Below are 15,850 nucleotides of genomic sequence, written 5' to 3'. Positions count from 1 at the left end.
AGCGCGGCGTTCGATCACTGCCGAAGCGACTGATCAGGCGAACGGATGACGCAGCACGATGGTCTCGTTGCGGTCCGGGCCAGTCGAGATGATGTCGATCGGCGCACCGATCAGCTCCTCGATGCGCTTGATGTAGGCGCGAGCGTTGGCCGGCAGTTCTTCCAAGGTTTTCACGCCCAGGGTCGACTCGCTCCAGCCTGGCATCTCTTCGTACACCGGCTCCAGGCCGATGTAGCTGTCAGCGTCGGAAGGCGCGTCGATGACCGCACCGTTCTCGTTCTTGTAGCCAACACAGATGTTGATGGTTTCCAGGCCGTCCAGCACGTCCAGCTTGGTCAGGCAGATACCCGAGATGCTGTTGACGTCGATAGCGCGACGCAGGATCACGGCATCGAACCAACCGCAGCGGCGAGCACGACCGGTGGTGGAGCCGAACTCATGGCCGCGCTTGGCCAAGGTGGCGCCAGTCTCGTCGAACAGCTCGGTCGGGAACGGGCCAGAACCCACGCGGGTGGTGTAGGCCTTGGTGATGCCGAGGATATAGTCCAGGTACATCGGGCCAACGCCGGAACCCGTGGAGATACCGCCAGCGGTGGTGTTGGAGCTGGTGACGTACGGGTAGGTGCCGTGGTCGATATCCAGCAGCGAGCCCTGGGCGCCTTCGAACATGATGTCCTTGCCAGCGCGGCGCAGGTTATGCAGTTCGGCGGTGACGTCGAGCATCATCGGCTTGAGCTGCTCGGCGTAGGCCATGCACTCGTCCAGTGTCTGCTGGAAGTCGATGGCCGGCTCTTTGTAGTAATTCACCAGCTGGAAGTTGTGGTAATCCAGCAGCTCACCGAGCTTGGCGGCAAAACGCTCGCGGTGGAACAGATCGCCAACACGCAGGCCGCGACGAGCGACCTTGTCTTCGTAGGCTGGGCCGATACCACGGCCAGTGGTACCGATCTTGGCTTCGCCACGCGCCTTTTCACGGGCCTGGTCGAGGGCCACGTGGTAGGACAGGATCAGCGGAGCAGCCGGGCTGATGCGCAGGCGCTCGCGCACCGGTACACCCTTCTCTTCCAGCTTGGTGATTTCACGCATCAAGGCATCCGGAGCCACGACCACGCCGTTGCCGATCAGGCACTGCACGCCTTCACGCAGGATGCCGGAAGGAATCAGGTGCAGAACGGTCTTCTCACCGTTGATCACCAGGGTGTGACCCGCGTTGTGGCCACCCTGGTAGCGCACTACGGCGGCAGCATGTTCGGTCAGCAGATCGACGATCTTGCCTTTGCCCTCATCACCCCATTGGGTGCCCAGGACGACGACATTCTTACCCATAACACTTGTCCTCATTCACGCAAACTTGGTTGCCGGCCCACGGCCGACGAAGAATCTCAATGGGTCAGCGGCAGTACCTGCCAGCGCCCGTCTTGCTGAATCAATTGCCGATCACAATCCGCCTCGAGAGCAGCACTCAACGGCTGACCAGGCAGTGCCTGGACCACACGCTGGCCCTCGTTGCGCAACTGGCAGACCATCTGCCAGAGGGCCGTGTCGCCGCTGTCGGGCATCCAGATCCCGCCAGAAGGCAATACGACCTCCGCTCGCCCCAGTGTGACCAGGGTCTTCAAATCCGTGGAAAATCCAGTGGCTGGGCGTGCCCGGCCAAAATCGGCGCCGATGTCGTCGTAGCGTCCGCCCTGGGCGATCGACTGACCGACGCCTGGAACGAACACGGCGAATACCACGCCGGTGTGATAGTGATAGCCGCGCAACTCGCCCAGGTCGAAGTACAGCGGCAAGTCCGGATAACGCGCCGCCAGGCGATCGGCGATCGCCAGCAAATCGTCAAGCGCCGCCAGCACGCTGGCTGGCGCACGCCCCAGGCGGACGCGGGCCTCGGCCAGCACCTCACGACCACCGCACAGCTCGGTCAGGGCACGCAGCATGTTGCCCAGATCCTTCGGCAGGTCGGCGGTCAGGGCCTGCACTTCATCGACGGCCTTGCGCTGCAGGGCGTCGAACAACTGCTGCTCGACCGCCCCGGACAAGCCGGCGGCACGGGCCAGGCCACGGTAGATGCCCACATGGCCGAGGTCCATGTGCACATCGGCGACATCGGTCAGTTGCAACGTGGCGAGCATCAGGCTGATGACCTCGACGTCACTGGTGGGACTGGCATCGCCGTACAACTCAGCACCGAGCTGAATCGGGCTGCGCGAAGTGGACAGGGCACGGGGTTGAGCGTGCAGAACGCTACCGGCATAGCACAGGCGGCTCGGCCCTTCGCGACGCAAGGTGTGGGCGTCGATACGCGCCACCTGCGGAGTGAAGTCGGCGCGGAAGCCCATCAGGCGACCGGACTGCGGGTCGACCACCTTGAAGGTGCGCTGGTCCAGGTCCTGGCCGGCACCGGTGAGCAGCGATTCCAGGTACTCGATATGCGGGGTGACGACCAGCTCGTAACCCCAACTCTGGAACAGGTCCAACACCTGGCGACGCGCGATCTCGATGCGCGCAGCCTCAGGCGGCAGTACTTCCTCGATGCCATCTGGCAGCAGCCAGCGGTCTACCGTTGCCATTACGCCATTTCCCCTCTGGTCCGGGCGGCTTGCCAGCTGGCGAGCCGTCAGTAAAGCAGGCATTGGCGCACAGCAGCGGGCAGCACCGATCCCAGCGCTACCACCGTACCCAATACCCTCGAATAGCCTTGCGACCTGACCAAACCGTCAACCGACACGTTGCCGATCAACCTTGCAGACGCAAAAAAGCCGGGAATTTCCCGGCTGACTCATCATACACCCCTTTTCCTTCAGGATGCACCCCGCTTGGCATTTTAGCTGCCAGGCGGGGTGCGTCTTTCAGGAAGGGCTCAAGGCTTGCTCTTGTCCAGGAAGCGGAAGAACTCGTTCTTCGGATCGAGGACCAGCACGTCGCTCTTGCTGGAGAAGCTCTCGCGATAGGCCTGCAGGCTACGGTAGAACGCATAGAAGTCCGCGTCCTGGTTGTAAGCCTTGGCATAAATGGCAGCCGCCTGGGCGTCGCCGTCACCGCGGGTCTCTTCCGCTTCACGATAGGCCTCGGCCAGCAGTACACGACGCTGACGGTCGGCATCGGCACGGATACCTTCGGCCAGTTCGTTACCCTTGGCGCGGTGCTCACGGGCTTCACGCTCACGCTCGGTGCTCATGCGGTCGAACACACTGCGGTTGACTTCCTTCGGCAGGTCGATGGCCTTGACGCGCACGTCGACGACCTCGATACCCAGTTCCTTGCTGGCCATGCGATTCAGCGAAGCGGTGATGTCGGCCATCAACGCATCACGCTCACCGGAGACCACCTCGTGCAGGGTGCGCTTACCGAACTGGTCACGCAGGCCGCTTTCCAGACGACGGGACAGACGCTCATCGGCGATCTGCTTGAGGCCCGAGGTCGCGGTGTAGAAGCGTTCGGCGTCCTTGACTCGCCATTTGGCGTAAGCATCGACCATCACCGCCTTCTTCTCGAGTGTCAGGAAGCGCTGGGTCGGTGCATCCAGGGTCATCAGACGGGCGTCGAACTTGCGCACCTGGTTGACGTAGGGGACCTTCACATGCAGGCCTGGCTGGACATCCGCCTGGACCACGCGGCCGAATTGCAGCAATACCGCACGCTCGGTCTGGGACACGATGTAGAAGCTGTTCCAGGCCACGATGGCCAGCACCACGGCGGCGATCAGGGCGATCAGCGATTTATTGCTCATCAGCGGCTCTCCCTAGAACGCAGCGATTGTTGCTGCTGTTGCATTTCCTGCGCCGCGCGCGCGGCCGCATCGTTGGCCGACGCCGGTACTGTACTGACCGGTGCGGCCGAATGGCGGCTGCCTTCGACCATCTTGTCCAGTGGCAGGTAGAGCAGGTTGTTCTGCCCATCCTTGCTGGTCACCAGGACCTTGCTCGAATTGCTGTAGACCTCCTGCATGGTCTCCAGGTACAGGCGCTGACGGGTCACGTCCGGTGCCTTTCGGTACTCGGCAACCAACTTGCTGAAGCGATCGGCCTCACCCTTGGCGCGGGCGATGACTTCATCGCGGTAGCCGTTGGCATCCTCGATGATGCGCTGAGCCTGACCACGGGCCTCCGGCACCACACCGTTGGCGTAGGACTCGGCCTGGTTGCGTGCACGCTGCTCGTCCTCGCGGGCACGGATCACGTCATCGAACGCTTCCTGCACTTCACGCGGGGCTGCCGCGCTCTGCACGTTGACCTGAGTGACGGTGATACCGGTGCGGTAGTTGTCGAGGAAGCGCTGCAGGCGCTCACGGATATCGACGGCCATCTGCTCACGGCCTTCGGTCAACACCTGGTCCATCGAGGTGGAACCCACCACATGGCGCAGGGCGCTGTCGGTCGCGTGCTGCAGGCTGACCTCCGGCTGGTCGACGTTGAGTACGAAGTCCTGCAGGTTGGTGATCTTGTACTGCACGGTCAGCGGCACCTCGACGATGTTCTCGTCCTCGGTGAGCATCTGGCCCTGCTTGGTGTAGGCCCGCTCGCGGGTCACGTTCTCAAGATATTTACGGTCAATGGGCGGGAAATAGATATTCAAGCCCGGACCGACAGTCTCGTAGTACTTGCCGAAGCGCAGCACCACAGCCTGTTCCTGTTCGTCCACGACGTACACGGCGCTGTACAGCCAGATGGCCGCAAGCACGGCCAGGCCGATGCCCAGCAGGCCCAGGCCGCCACCTTTGCCAACATTGCGGTCACCACCGCCACCGCGTTTCTTGCCGCTGCCAAACATGCCGTTGAGGCTGTCCTGCAGCTTGCGGAAGGCCTCGTCCAGATCCGGTGGACCTTTCTTGTCGCCACCACCGCCGCCACGACGGCCGCCCCAGGGATCCTGATTGTTCGAGTTGCCACCCGGCTCATTCCAAGCCATAGCGCTCTCCATCTGATAAAGCAAAGACGCGCCCACGGCGCGCCGTCCAATGCTACAGAATGCCTGTCACGGTCGCCCGGCGACCTCGACGGGCATTTATTGCAAAGTGTGTTGCTCGATGAAAAGTTCAGGCTCCATGCCCTCGCGACTGACCAGGCGATTGAGCTCCACCCGGGGCAATCGCACGCTCAGCAGGCTGCGACCTTCTTCATCGTGCTCTTCGCCTTGCACCGCGCCCAGAGCGAAGAATTGCGCGCGCAAGCGGGCAAGTCGCTGTTCCAGACGCAGGGTTCCGACATACAGATCATCCCCCAGCAACTCGGCAATCGCCTGGCCAACCAGTTCCAGGCCACGTCCATCACGTGCCGATACCCAGACCCGCTGCGGTTTGCCGTCGGCATCTCGCTGGATCTGCGGCTCGACATCTTCGAGCAGGTCGAGTTTGTTATAGACCTCGAGGATCGGCAAGCCTTCGGCTCCGATCTCGCCCAGCACCGCCAGTACCTGCTCGATCTGCTCCATACGCTCGGGCTCATGAGCATCGATGACGTGCAGCAACAGGTCGGAGTTGCTCGATTCTTCGAGCGTAGCCCGAAATGCCTCGACAAGCTTGTGCGGCAGGTGGCGGATGAATCCCACGGTGTCGGCCAGCACGATCGGGCCTAGGTCGGCGAGTTCGAGTCGGCGCAAGGTCGGATCGAGGGTCGCGAACAACTGATCGGCGGCGTAGACGTCGGAGGTGGTCAAGGCGTTGAACAGCGTGGACTTGCCGGCGTTGGTGTAGCCCACCAGCGAAACGGATGGGATATCCGCACGTTTGCGGCCGCGCCTTGCCTGTTCGCGCTGACTGCGCACCTTTTCCAGACGCGCCTTGATCTGCCGCAGGCGGACCCGCAACAGGCGGCGGTCGGTTTCCAGCTGGGTCTCACCCGGGCCGCGCAGGCCGATACCGCCCTTCTGCCGCTCCAAGTGGGTCCAACCGCGTACCAAGCGCGTGCTCATATGCTCGAGCTGAGCCAGTTCGACCTGCAGCTTGCCCTCATGGGTGCGCGCCCGCTGGGCGAAAATGTCAAGGATCAGCCCGGTACGGTCGAGCACACGACACTCGAAGACGCGCTCGAGGTTGCGCTCCTGGCTGGGCGTGAGGGTGTGATTGAATATCACCAGATCGACCTGTTCGGCGTGGACCAGATCGCGCAGTTCCTCGACCTTGCCACTGCCAATCAGGTACTTGGCTGTAGGCTGGTGCCGGGCCACCGTGGCCAGCGAAACGATCTCCGCTCCGGCCGACAGCGCCAGCTCCTGAAACTCCTGCGGGTCTTCGCGCGCCTCAGGGTTCTGACCTTCCAAGTGAACGAGCAACGCTCGCTCACCACCACCGTGGCGCTCAAAGAACAATGCAGGCTCCTATCAGGCGTTGCCTGGCTCGCTGTCGCCGTGTTCGGAATCGGACGGGCTTGGCAGGCGAACCGGACGGGCAGGAACCACGGTCGAAATGGCGTGCTTGTAGACCATCTGGCTGACGGTGTTCTTCAGCAGTACCACGAACTGGTCGAAGGATTCGATCGAGCCCTGCAGCTTGATCCCGTTTACCAGGTAAATGGAAACCGGGACCTTTTCTTTTCTCAAGGTGTTCAAGTAAGGGTCTTGTAGCGAATGCCCTTTTGACATATGCCGCACTCCTGTAAGGATCAATAGTAAAAAAACAATAAAATCGGTCATTCAAGCCATTCTAATCGCAAGAATAGACGGCAATTGCAGGGACTCAGCTCAATATGGAGATGGCCCCCAGGTATTTCAAGGTGCGGGACAGATTGTCGCAGGCCAGGCTGTCGAGCCACTCCACGCCGGACCAACCACGTAACCAGGTGAATTGCCGCTTGGCCAATTGGCGAGTGGCAATGATACCGCGTTCACGCATTTCTTCGGCTGTCAGCTTGCCGTCCAGGTAGTCCCAGACCTGCCGATACCCCACTGCCCGTATAGACGGCAGCCCTGCGTGCAAGTCACTTCTGGCACGCAGTGCTCGGACCTCGTCGACGAACCCCTGTTCCAGCATTTGCGAAAATCGTAGCGCAATTCGCTGATGCAAAATGTGACGATCTGTAGGAGCGATCGCCAAACTGGCGACAGTATAGGGCAAATGACCGCCCGCGCCTGCGTCTGAGCCGCGACTTTCCGCGTATTGACGTTGCCGGTGCGCGGTCATGCTTTCGCCGCTCACGCGATAGACTTCCAAGGCGCGAATCAGTCGCTGCGGGTCGTTGGGATGGATGCGCGCCGCCGATTCCGGATCCACTTCGGCCAATTGCCGGTGCAGCTCGGCCAAGCCCAGGTCCCGCGCCTGGGCCTCAAGCTCGGCACGCACGGCAGCGTCTGCGGCGGGCATATCCGCCAAACCATCGACCAGCGCCTTGTAATAAAGCATGGTGCCGCCCACCAGCAAAGGGATCTTGCCCCGCGCGGTGATCTCGGCCATCGCTTCCAGCGCGTCGGTACAAAATTGCGCCGCCGAGTAGCTCTCGGCCGGGTCGAGAATGTCGATCAGCCGATGGGGGTGTGCAGCCAGCACGTCCTTGGAAGGCTTGGCGGTGCCAATATCCATGCCGCGATAGACCAGCGCCGAATCGACACTGATCAGCTCACAGGGCAGCACCTTGGTCAGCTCGATGGCAAGGTCGGTCTTGCCGGCCGCCGTCGGGCCCATGAGGAATATCGCTGGGGGCTTGCCGCTCATGTCATCGACCGCGCAGGAAAAGTTTGTCCAGGTCATCCAGCCCTAGCTGGGTCCAGGTCGGCCGACCGTGGTTGCACTGGCCACTGCGCTCGGTGTTCTCCATGTCACGCAGCAGCGCGTTCATCTCGGGGATGGCCAGGCGGCGGTTGGCACGCACCGCGCCGTGGCAGGCCATGGTACCGAGCAGCTCGTTGAGGTGCGCCTGGATACGATCACTGGTGCCGTACTCCATGAGATCCGCGAGCACGTCCTGGACCAGCCGGTTGGCCTCGGCCTGCTTGAGCAAGGCAGGAATCTGCCGGATCGCCAGGGTTTCTGGGCCCAGGCGCTGCAGTTCGAAGCCCAGGCGCTGGAACCATTGGGCATGCTCCTCGGCGCAGTCGGCCTCGCGCTGGCTGAGGGCCAGCGACTCGGGCACCAGCAGCGGCTGGCCACTCAACCCCTCGCTGGCCATGGCCACCTTGAGGCGCTCGTACATGATGCGTTCATGGGCGGCATGCATGTCTACCAGCACCAGGCCAACGGCGTTCTCAGCCAGGATGTAGATGCCTTTGAGCTGGGCCAGGGCAAAGCCCAATGGCGGCACATCGCCCTGGCTTTGCGGCAACGCCGCCGGGACAGAGGCGCCGCCCTCCAGCGGGGCGAAGAATTCACGATAGACAGCCTGCGCTTCAGCAACCGGCACAGGCTGCGAGGGGCGTGGGGTGTACTGGTACTGATAACCCGAGCCACCACCGGCGAACGACTGGCGCGGCTCGGCTTGAGGCTGCTCCAGCACCGGCGAGGCCAGGCGCATCTCGCCCTGGGGCCCGAACTCACCGGCCTGCAGACCACTGGGACGGACGATCTCGGTAGCCGCTGCCGGTGCGGCGAGCTGGTCTTCCGGGCGCACGTCCGCCAGGGCACGGTGCAGAGTGCCATACAGAAAATCGTGGACCATGCGCCCTTCGCGAAAACGCACTTCATGCTTGGTGGGGTGCACGTTGACGTCAACCCCGTTCGGCTCGAGTTCGAGGAACAGCACGAAGGTCGGGTGCCGGCCATTGAACAGCACGTCGCGGTAGGCCTGCCGCACCGCATGGGCCACCAACTTGTCACGCACGGCGCGACCGTTGACGAAGAAGTACTGTAGATCAGCCTGACTGCGCGAAAACGTCGGCAGGCCAACCCAGCCCCACAAACGCAGGCCACTGCGCTCGACATCGATAGGCAGCGCCTGCTCGAGGAAGCCCGGGCCGCAGATCGTGCCGACCCGCCGCGCCCGGGTCAGCTCATCGGGCGCCTCGTGCAGACTGAGGATGCTCTTGCCGTTATGTCGCAAGTGGAAGCCGACATCGAAGCGAGCCAAGGCCAGACGCCGGACGACTTCCTGCAAGTGATCGAACTCGGTCTTCTCCGACTTGAGGAACTTGCGCCGGGCCGGGGTATTGAAGAACAGGTCACGCACCTCGACCGAGGTGCCGACAGGGTGCGCGGCGGGCTGTACACGCGGCGTCATGTCGCGCCCCTCGGTCTCCACCTGCCAGGCTTCACCAGCGCCGGCGGTGCGCGAGGTGAGCGTCAGGCGCGCCACCGAACTGATCGACGCCAGGGCCTCGCCGCGAAAGCCCAGGCTGAGCACGCCTTCGAGGTCTTCGAGTTCGCGAATCTTGCTGGTGGCATGGCGCGCCAAGGCCAGCGGCAGATCGTCAGGCGCGATGCCGCCACCGTCATCCCGCACGCGCAGCAGCTTCACGCCGCCCTGCTCGACTTCCACATCGATACGCCGGGCACCGGAGTCCAGGCTGTTCTCAAGCAGCTCCTTGGCGACCGAAGCCGGGCGCTCGACCACCTCGCCTGCGGCGATCTGGTTGGCCAGCCGAGGGCTGAGCAACTGGATGCGCGAACCACCACTCATTGCTGGGCAGCCAGGGTAGTGCCAGGGATGTCGAGGTGCTGGCCGACCTTCAGCTCATCGCTCTTGAGGCTGTTGGTGGTCCGCAGGCTGGCCACGCTGACCTGATAACGCACGGCGATCATGGCCAGGGTTTCGCCGGGCCGCACAGTATGCTCGCGCGGTCCCTGGGCAATCTTGCCGCTATCGCGCAGCCATGCGATGTAAGTCCCGGGAGGGGGGCTTTGCTGGAAATACTGACGCACACCAGTGTGGATCGAGCGGGCCAAAGCCTGCTGGTGGCTCTTGGTCGCCAGCTTGGCGGCTTCGTTGGCATTGGAGATGAACCCGGTTTCCACCAGGATCGACGGAATATCCGGGGATTTCAGCACCATGAACCCAGCCTGCTCCACGCGGCGTTTGTGCAACGGGGTGATGCGCCCCATGTTGCCCAACACCTTCTGCCCCACATCGAGGCTGGAGCTGAGCGTGGCGGTCATGGACAGATCCAGCAGTACACCTGCAAGCATGCGGTCCTTGTCATCGAGGCTGACATTGCCGGCGCCCCCGATCAGGTCGGAGCGGTTTTCCGTGTCGGCCAGCCAGCGCGCGGTCTCTGAGGTTGCGCCCCGGTCGGACAACGCGAACACCGATGCGCCGAAAGCGGCCTTGGACGGCGCGGCGTCGGCATGGATGGAAATGAACAGGTCGGCGCCCTTCTTGCGCGCGATCTCGGTGCGCTTGCGCAACGGGATGAAGTAATCGCCCGTTCGGGTCAGTTCGGCGCGATAGCCACGCTCGGTGTTGATCTGGCGCTGCAGCTCGCGGGCAATCTGCAGGACGATGTCTTTTTCATGCTGCCCACGCGAGCCCGATGCGCCTGGGTCCTCGCCACCATGGCCGGCGTCGATGGCGACGACGATGTCGCGCTTGCCACTGGGCACCGGCGGCAATTTGATAGCCGGCTGGGCAGGCGACACCGGCACGGCCGGGGCAGTAGCAGGTGTTTGCGCAGGCGGCGGGGTCGGAGTACTGGCGGCAACGGCATCGGCTTCCTGATCGTACAGATCGACCACCAGACGGTTGCCATACTGCGCGTTGGGCGCCAGGGTGAAGCTCTTGGGCGTCACGGCCTTTTTCAGATCGACCACCACGCGCAGGTCAGTGGGCGTGCGCTGGGCGGAGCGCACACTGTTGATCGGCGTATTGGAGGTGGCGACATTCAGCGAACCGCCCAGGGTGGCGCCGTTGATGTCGATGACCAGGCGGTCCGGCGCGGTCAGGGTGAAGACGCTGTGCTGCACAGGGCCGGACAGGTCGAAGACCAGCCGCGTATTGTCCGGTGCGCGCCACAGACGCATGCTCTTGACTTGTGTGACGGCCAGAGCGTCAACGGTCACCGCTGTCAGCAGCAGCCCAACGACGGCGACCAGTGCGCGTATGCGCATACCTAACCCCATTTACTGTTTGAATTCTGTGGCCAGGGCGGCGCACCAGGCCTCACCGCGAGCCCCCTGCGGTGAAAGGAGAAGCGAGCGTCCACTCGCTTGCGGGCTTATGGTAATGGTCAGGTCGGGCTTTGGCAAAACGCCCGCACCCTTTTGTGGCCATTCGAACAGGCACAGCGGGTCCCCTTCGAAATAGTCACGGATCCCCATGAACTCCAGCTCCTCCGGATCGACCAGACGGTACAGGTCGAAATGGAAGGCGCGCACATCGCCAATTTCGTAAGGCTCGACCACGGTGAAGGTCGGACTTTTGACTGCCCCGGTATGGCCCAGGCCGCGGATCAGCCCGCGCGAAAGCGTGGTCTTGCCCGCGCCCAGATCGCCTTCGAGAAAGATCACGCCATGACCGCCGGTCACTTCGGCCAAGCGTGCACCAAATGCGACGGTGGCCGGTTCGTCGGCCAGAAACAGGGTTATGCCAGACACGCTGAATGCTCCTCCAACAACTCACGAATGACCGGAACCAGATCACTGGCCGCCAAGCCTCTTCCCTTCACACCCAAGCGCTCCCCTGCACAGGCGTGCAACCACACGCCCAGGCAAGCGGCCGACCACGCGTCCATGCCTTGGGCCAGCAAGGCGGCCAGCACACCGGTCAGCACATCGCCCAGGCCCGCGCCCGCCATGGCCGGATGGCCACGCTCGCACAGCGCCAACTGCCCATCCGGGCCTGCCACCAAGGTACCGGCGCCCTTGAGCACGCAGACACTGGCATGCTTGCGCGCAAGCTTGCGGGCAGCTCCCGGGCGGTCGGCCTGAACCGCCTCAGTGGAAATACCCAGCATGCGCGCTGCCTCCCCAGGATGCGGGGTGAGGATGCTGCCGCTGTGCAGGGCCAAGGGCCTGTGCGCCAGCTGATTCAGCGCATCGGCATCCCACACCTGCGGCACAGGCGCGTTGGCCGCCGCCGACAACAGGCTGCGCCCCCAGGCGGCCTGGCCCAGGCCAGGGCCGACTACCAACACCGAGGCGCGCTCGAGCACGCCCATCAACTGGTTGGCCGAACTCACGCCGAGCCACATGGTTTCGGGCAGACGCGCAAGCCCTGCACTGACGTGCTCTGGGCGTGTGGCCACGCTCACGAGGCCAGCACCGCAGCGCAGGGCCGCCTCGGCACTGAGCATCACCGCTCCGCCGGTGCCCAGATCGCCCCCGACCACCAGGACGTTACCGAAGTCGCCTTTGTGGGCGTCGGCGCGCCGCGCTGGCAGGTGCGCAGTGGTCAGGCTGCTCAGCAGCTGGGGGGCATTACCGGGGTGTTTGGTCTGAGGCATGGGGTCAAAGGCTCCGATGTCTGGCAGAATTATACGCACCTCTGCCTGTATTGCCTTGTCCATCCATGTCCGCTTGCCTTCCTGACCTCAATACGCTGGCCCAATCGATCAAGGATTGGGGCCGCGAACTCGGTTTCGCACACGTCGGTATCGCCGACGTGGCGCTTGGCGAGCACGAACATCACCTGCAGCGCTGGCTGGAAGCCGGTTACCAGGGCGAGATGGACTACATGGCCGCCCATGGCAGCAAACGCTCGCACCCCGACGAACTGGTACCCGGCACTGTGCGTGTGGTGTCACTGCGCATGGACTACCTACCCGGCGATACACGCATGGCCCAGATGCTCGCTCAGCCTGAGAAAGCCTACATTTCCCGCTATGCCCTGGGTCGCGACTACCACAAGCTGGTGCGCAAACGCGTGCAGCACCTGGCCGAGCGTATCCAGCAGGCCATCGGCCCCTTTGGTTTTCGCGCCTTCGTCGACAGCGCCCCAGTATTGGAAAAAGCCATCGCCGAACAGGCCGGCCTGGGCTGGATCGGCAAGAATACCTTGCTGCTCAATCGCAAGGCCGGCAGCTACTTCTTCCTTGCTGAGTTGTTCGTCGACCTGCCACTGCCGGTGGATCAGGCCCAGACCAGCGAACATTGCGGACGCTGCCAGGCCTGTCTGGACATCTGCCCGACCGCCGCCTTCGTCGGGCCGTATGTGCTCGACGCCCGTCGCTGCATTTCCTACCTGACCATCGAACTCAAGCACGCAATTCCGGTCGAGTTACGCCCGCTGATTGGCAATCGGGTGTTCGGTTGCGACGATTGCCAGATCGTCTGCCCTTGGAACCGCTTCGCCCGCCCGACCCAGGAAAACGACTTCAAGCCCCGTCACGGCCTGGACAACGCCGAGCTGGCCGCACTGTTCCTCTGGGATGAAGCGACCTTCCTGAACAACACCGAGGGCTCTCCCCTGCGCCGTGCAGGCTACGAACGTTGGTTGCGCAACCTGGCGGTGGGGCTGGGGAATGCCCCGACTACCATCCCTGTACTCGAAGCTTTGCGTGCCCGGCGCGAGCACCCCTCGGCACTGGTGCGCGAGCATGTGGAGTGGGCGCTGGCACAGCACGAAGATCAGTAGCGACCCAGCCCCTCAGGCCTGCAGAGAGGCAATCATTGCTGGTCGTTGTAGTGGAACTTGGGCATTTCCCAATGGAAGCGGATTGCCAGCAAGCGCACCAGGAACCCACCGAACAAGGTCAGCAGCATGGCCTGCTCGGCTGGCACTTTGAAGTGCACGCAACCCAGGTAGAACCAGGCGGCGGCAAAGGAGACGCTGGCATACAGCTCCCGGCGGAATACCAGCGGGATATCGTTGCAGAAGATGTCCCGCAGGATGCCACCGAACACACCGGTGATCACGCCACTGATCGAAGCCACCAGCATGCCCTGCCCCATCTCCAGGGCGGTCATGCAACCGATCAAGGTGAAGGCCACCAACCCCAGCGCATCGAGCACGAGAAACAGCGAGCGCAGATGGCGCATCAGCGGCGCTATGAAGATGGTCAGCAAAGCTGCAAAGCTGGTCAGCACGAGGTACTCGGGATGCTTCACCCAAGTCAGCGGGTAGTGCCCAAGCAGTACATCCCGCACCGAACCGCCGCCCAGCGCGGTGACGCAGGCGATCAGCACCACGCCAAACCAATCCATGCCGCGGCGCCCCGCGGAAAGCGCGCCGGTCATGGCTTCGGCGGTAATGGCGACAAGGTAGAGCATCAACAACATGGTGCATGTCCAAAAAAAGCGGCAAACGCCAAACCCACAAACAAAACGCCACGGCTGGCTGATCACTCAGCCGCTGTGGCGCTGATGCTTGGCTCGAGGCTCGAAACTTAGTCTTTGATGAAGTGTTCGCGGTAGTGCCGCAACTCAGCGATCGACTCACGAATGTCGTCCAACGCCAGGTGGGTCCCCCCCTTCTTGAAGCTGTCGCGCACCTGCGGGGCCCAGCGGGCTGCCAACTCCTTGAGCGTGGAGACGTCCAGGTTGCGGTAGTGGAAGAACCCTTCGAGCTTAGGCATGTGGCGATAAAGGAAGCGGCGGTCCTGACAGATGCTGTTGCCGCAGATCGGCGACTTGCCCTTGGGCACCCATTGTTCGAGGAAGGCCAAGGTCTGCGCTTCGGCCTCAGCCATGTCGATGCGGCTCTCGCGCACACGTTGGGTCAGGCCGGAAGCACCGTGGGTCCGGGTGTTCCAGTCGTCCATACGTGCCAGCACTTCATCGCTGTGGTGGATCGCGATGACCGGCCCTTCGGCCAGGGTGTTGAGCTCACTGTCGGTGACGATGGTCGCCATCTCGATGATGACGTCGTTGTCCGGATCCAGACCGGTCATTTCCAGATCGATCCAGATCAGGTTCTGTGCGTTTTGCATGAAGGGGCTCCTCGAATAGGCCGTCATTTTAGCCCACGCGAGCCCCGGGGCGGTTAATTCTGCTCAGCAGCGGTTGAATTAGTCGGCACCTTCAGGCTTAACCCCAGCAGTACCACAACCCATGGCATCAACCACATCGCACGGGTACGCTCCCACAAACTGAAGACATCGAACTGCATGGCCACGCTGGCGAAAACCCAAAGTAGCAGCACCGAAAGGCCCAGCTGGGTATGACGGGCCCGCCAGGCCTGAAGGCCCAGCGCCACCCATAGCCAGCACCACACCAGCAATGCCGGAACGCCATATTGCATCGCCGTATGCATCAGGAAGTTGTGAACGTCCATGTCGGTCGGACGGCCCCAAAGATGGAGTTCATAGCCTGCCCCATAGCCCAGGCCGATCCAGAAATGCTCCTTCAGGATCGGCCAGGCACTTTGCAGCAATTCAAAGCGCCCCGAATCCCCACGCGCCAGCAAGGTCGGCTCGAGCCAGGCCAGCATCGCGCCAGCAGCCAAGACCAAGAGCGCGATCCACCGCCCTCGGCGCCCGGCCAAAAATACCAGGTAGAACAGCGCCACCACCATCAACCCCAACAACGTCCCTCGGCTCGCACACAGCCCGATATAGATCAGTGGAGGGATCTGAAGCAGCAGCCACCCTATACGCCAGGACCGCATAGCCGGAAGCAATGGCAACGCCAACAGCATTACAAAGCCAGTGGCATAGGCCGCCGCATTGGGATTGTCGAGAAAACCGCCAAACCCGCTCATACGCCCGAACACCGGCTTCAACCACAGCAAGGCCGCGACGCTGTACAGGCTATTGAGCGCGCCCAACACCATCATGGTGCCACGCAAGCGCTGCTCGCTCATCCGTGCCCACAGCACCCACCCGCAGACCAGCAGGCAGAACAGTAACAAGCGCTTGAGGCGGGACAGGTGTTCACCCGGCTCACCATTCCAGAACAATGAAAGCCCGGCCCAGACCAGCAATACCAGGAACAAGCGCGCCTCGATTCGTTCGTGCAACAGTTGCTTGAGGCTCGCCGGACGACTGATGACCAACCACAAGGCGGGCAGGTAGACGAACAACACCAGAAGCGTGTGATAGAGCTTCATAGTCGGCG

Annotated in this window: 15 protein-coding genes; 1 reads left to right on the top strand and 14 read right to left on the bottom strand. The window is 62.9% G+C overall.

Features of this window, described 5'->3' with window-relative positions; genetic code table 11:
• Positions 1-33 precede the first annotated feature (33 nt).
• The 11 genes from DQ397_RS18970 to DQ397_RS18920 all read right to left on the bottom strand — a co-directional run bounded on the left by DQ397_RS18970 (position 34) and on the right by DQ397_RS18920 (position 12,300).
• Positions 34-1,326 carry an adenylosuccinate synthase gene (locus DQ397_RS18970; RefSeq protein ID WP_013974430.1) on the bottom strand — a complete coding sequence of 431 codons (1,293 nt, stop codon included), beginning with the start codon at positions 1,324-1,326 and terminating at the stop codon, positions 34-36.
• Between the two features lie 56 nt (positions 1,327-1,382).
• On the bottom strand, positions 1,383-2,570 hold the full coding sequence (locus tag DQ397_RS18965) for an ATP phosphoribosyltransferase regulatory subunit (protein WP_043211975.1): 1,188 nt from the start codon (positions 2,568-2,570) through the stop codon (positions 1,383-1,385).
• 290 nt (positions 2,571-2,860) lie between these two features.
• A complete protein-coding gene (gene hflC / locus DQ397_RS18960; protein WP_043211977.1) occupies positions 2,861-3,730 on the bottom strand; it encodes a protease modulator HflC in 870 nt (289 codons plus the stop codon).
• Positions 3,730-4,908, bottom strand: a complete 1,179-nt coding sequence (gene hflK / locus DQ397_RS18955) for an FtsH protease activity modulator HflK (RefSeq protein ID WP_043211979.1) — start codon at positions 4,906-4,908, stop codon at positions 3,730-3,732. The genes hflC and hflK overlap by 1 nt, the downstream gene beginning before the upstream one ends.
• A 96-nt stretch (positions 4,909-5,004) precedes the next feature.
• On the bottom strand, positions 5,005-6,306 hold the full coding sequence (hflX, locus tag DQ397_RS18950) for a ribosome rescue GTPase HflX (protein ID WP_043211980.1): 1,302 nt from the start codon (positions 6,304-6,306) through the stop codon (positions 5,005-5,007).
• 12 nt (positions 6,307-6,318) lie between these two features.
• Positions 6,319-6,579, bottom strand: coding sequence for an RNA chaperone Hfq (hfq, locus tag DQ397_RS18945; protein ID WP_003258160.1), 261 nt, complete (start codon positions 6,577-6,579; stop codon positions 6,319-6,321).
• 94 nt (positions 6,580-6,673) lie between these two features.
• Positions 6,674-7,645, bottom strand: coding sequence for a tRNA (adenosine(37)-N6)-dimethylallyltransferase MiaA (gene miaA, locus DQ397_RS18940; RefSeq protein ID WP_043211981.1), 972 nt, complete (start codon positions 7,643-7,645; stop codon positions 6,674-6,676).
• A gap of 1 nt (position 7,646) precedes the next feature.
• Positions 7,647-9,542, bottom strand: a complete 1,896-nt coding sequence (gene mutL / locus DQ397_RS18935; protein ID WP_043211982.1) for a DNA mismatch repair endonuclease MutL — start codon at positions 9,540-9,542, stop codon at positions 7,647-7,649.
• Positions 9,539-10,978 carry an N-acetylmuramoyl-L-alanine amidase gene (locus DQ397_RS18930; RefSeq protein WP_178113802.1) on the bottom strand — a complete coding sequence of 480 codons (1,440 nt, stop codon included), beginning with the start codon at positions 10,976-10,978 and terminating at the stop codon, positions 9,539-9,541. The genes mutL and DQ397_RS18930 overlap by 4 nt, the downstream gene beginning before the upstream one ends.
• Positions 10,979-11,452, bottom strand: a complete 474-nt coding sequence (gene tsaE, locus DQ397_RS18925) for a tRNA (adenosine(37)-N6)-threonylcarbamoyltransferase complex ATPase subunit type 1 TsaE (RefSeq protein ID WP_043211984.1) — start codon at positions 11,450-11,452, stop codon at positions 10,979-10,981. It abuts the gene before it with no gap.
• A complete protein-coding gene (locus DQ397_RS18920) occupies positions 11,440-12,300 on the bottom strand; it encodes an NAD(P)H-hydrate dehydratase (RefSeq protein WP_043212015.1) in 861 nt (286 codons plus the stop codon). Before DQ397_RS18920 ends, tsaE begins: the two co-directional genes overlap by 13 nt.
• A gap of 65 nt (positions 12,301-12,365) precedes the next feature.
• Between DQ397_RS18920 and queG the strand changes: the two genes are divergently transcribed.
• Positions 12,366-13,430: a tRNA epoxyqueuosine(34) reductase QueG gene (queG, locus tag DQ397_RS18915; protein ID WP_043211986.1), complete on the top strand. Its 1,065-nt coding sequence runs from the start codon at positions 12,366-12,368 to the stop codon at positions 13,428-13,430.
• Positions 13,431-13,462: 32 nt separating this feature from the next.
• Here queG and DQ397_RS18910 read toward each other — a convergent pair whose 3' ends face one another.
• The 3 genes from DQ397_RS18910 to DQ397_RS18900 all read right to left on the bottom strand — a co-directional run bounded on the left by DQ397_RS18910 (position 13,463) and on the right by DQ397_RS18900 (position 15,842).
• On the bottom strand, positions 13,463-14,074 hold the full coding sequence (locus DQ397_RS18910) for a trimeric intracellular cation channel family protein (protein WP_043211988.1): 612 nt from the start codon (positions 14,072-14,074) through the stop codon (positions 13,463-13,465).
• A 107-nt stretch (positions 14,075-14,181) separates the two neighbouring features.
• Positions 14,182-14,724, bottom strand: a complete 543-nt coding sequence (gene orn, locus DQ397_RS18905; RefSeq protein WP_043211989.1) for an oligoribonuclease — start codon at positions 14,722-14,724, stop codon at positions 14,182-14,184.
• A 53-nt stretch (positions 14,725-14,777) separates the two neighbouring features.
• Entirely contained in the window at positions 14,778-15,842 is a 1,065-nt protein-coding gene (locus tag DQ397_RS18900) for an O-antigen ligase (protein WP_232092064.1), read from the bottom strand.
• Between the last annotated feature and the right edge of the window lie 8 nt (positions 15,843-15,850).

Origin of the sequence: Pseudomonas sp. CK-NBRI-02, from assembly GCF_008124495.1 — a bacterium.
Classification (GTDB): Bacteria; Pseudomonadota; Gammaproteobacteria; order Pseudomonadales; family Pseudomonadaceae; genus Aquipseudomonas; species Aquipseudomonas guariconensis.
Note: the sequence above shows the minus strand (reverse complement) of the source record. Positions and strands in the feature narration are given on the sequence as shown.

Excerpts from the sequence above, each read along its gene's own strand:
- DQ397_RS18970 (WP_013974430.1), bottom strand. The coding sequence starts at position 1,326 with ATGGGTAAGAATGTCGTCGTCCTGGGCACCCAATGGGGTGATGAGGGC.
- DQ397_RS18965 (WP_043211975.1), bottom strand. The coding sequence starts at position 2,570 with ATGGCAACGGTAGACCGCTGGCTGCTGCCAGATGGCATCGAGGAAGTA.
- hflC (WP_043211977.1), bottom strand. The coding sequence starts at position 3,730 with ATGAGCAATAAATCGCTGATCGCCCTGATCGCCGCCGTGGTGCTGGCC.
- hflK (WP_043211979.1), bottom strand. The coding sequence starts at position 4,908 with ATGGCTTGGAATGAGCCGGGTGGCAACTCGAACAATCAGGATCCCTGG.
- hfq (WP_003258160.1), bottom strand. The coding sequence starts at position 6,579 with ATGTCAAAAGGGCATTCGCTACAAGACCCTTACTTGAACACCTTGAGA.
- miaA (WP_043211981.1), bottom strand. The coding sequence starts at position 7,645 with ATGAGCGGCAAGCCCCCAGCGATATTCCTCATGGGCCCGACGGCGGCC.
- mutL (WP_043211982.1), bottom strand. The coding sequence starts at position 9,542 with ATGAGTGGTGGTTCGCGCATCCAGTTGCTCAGCCCTCGGCTGGCCAAC.
- DQ397_RS18930 (WP_178113802.1), bottom strand. The coding sequence starts at position 10,978 with ATGGGGTTAGGTATGCGCATACGCGCACTGGTCGCCGTCGTTGGGCTG.
- DQ397_RS18920 (WP_043212015.1), bottom strand. The coding sequence starts at position 12,300 with ATGCCTCAGACCAAACACCCCGGTAATGCCCCCCAGCTGCTGAGCAGC.
- queG (WP_043211986.1), top strand. The coding sequence starts at position 12,366 with ATGTCCGCTTGCCTTCCTGACCTCAATACGCTGGCCCAATCGATCAAG.
- DQ397_RS18910 (WP_043211988.1), bottom strand. The coding sequence starts at position 14,074 with ATGTTGTTGATGCTCTACCTTGTCGCCATTACCGCCGAAGCCATGACC.
- orn (WP_043211989.1), bottom strand. The coding sequence starts at position 14,724 with ATGCAAAACGCACAGAACCTGATCTGGATCGATCTGGAAATGACCGGT.
- DQ397_RS18900 (WP_232092064.1), bottom strand. The coding sequence starts at position 15,842 with ATGAAGCTCTATCACACGCTTCTGGTGTTGTTCGTCTACCTGCCCGCC.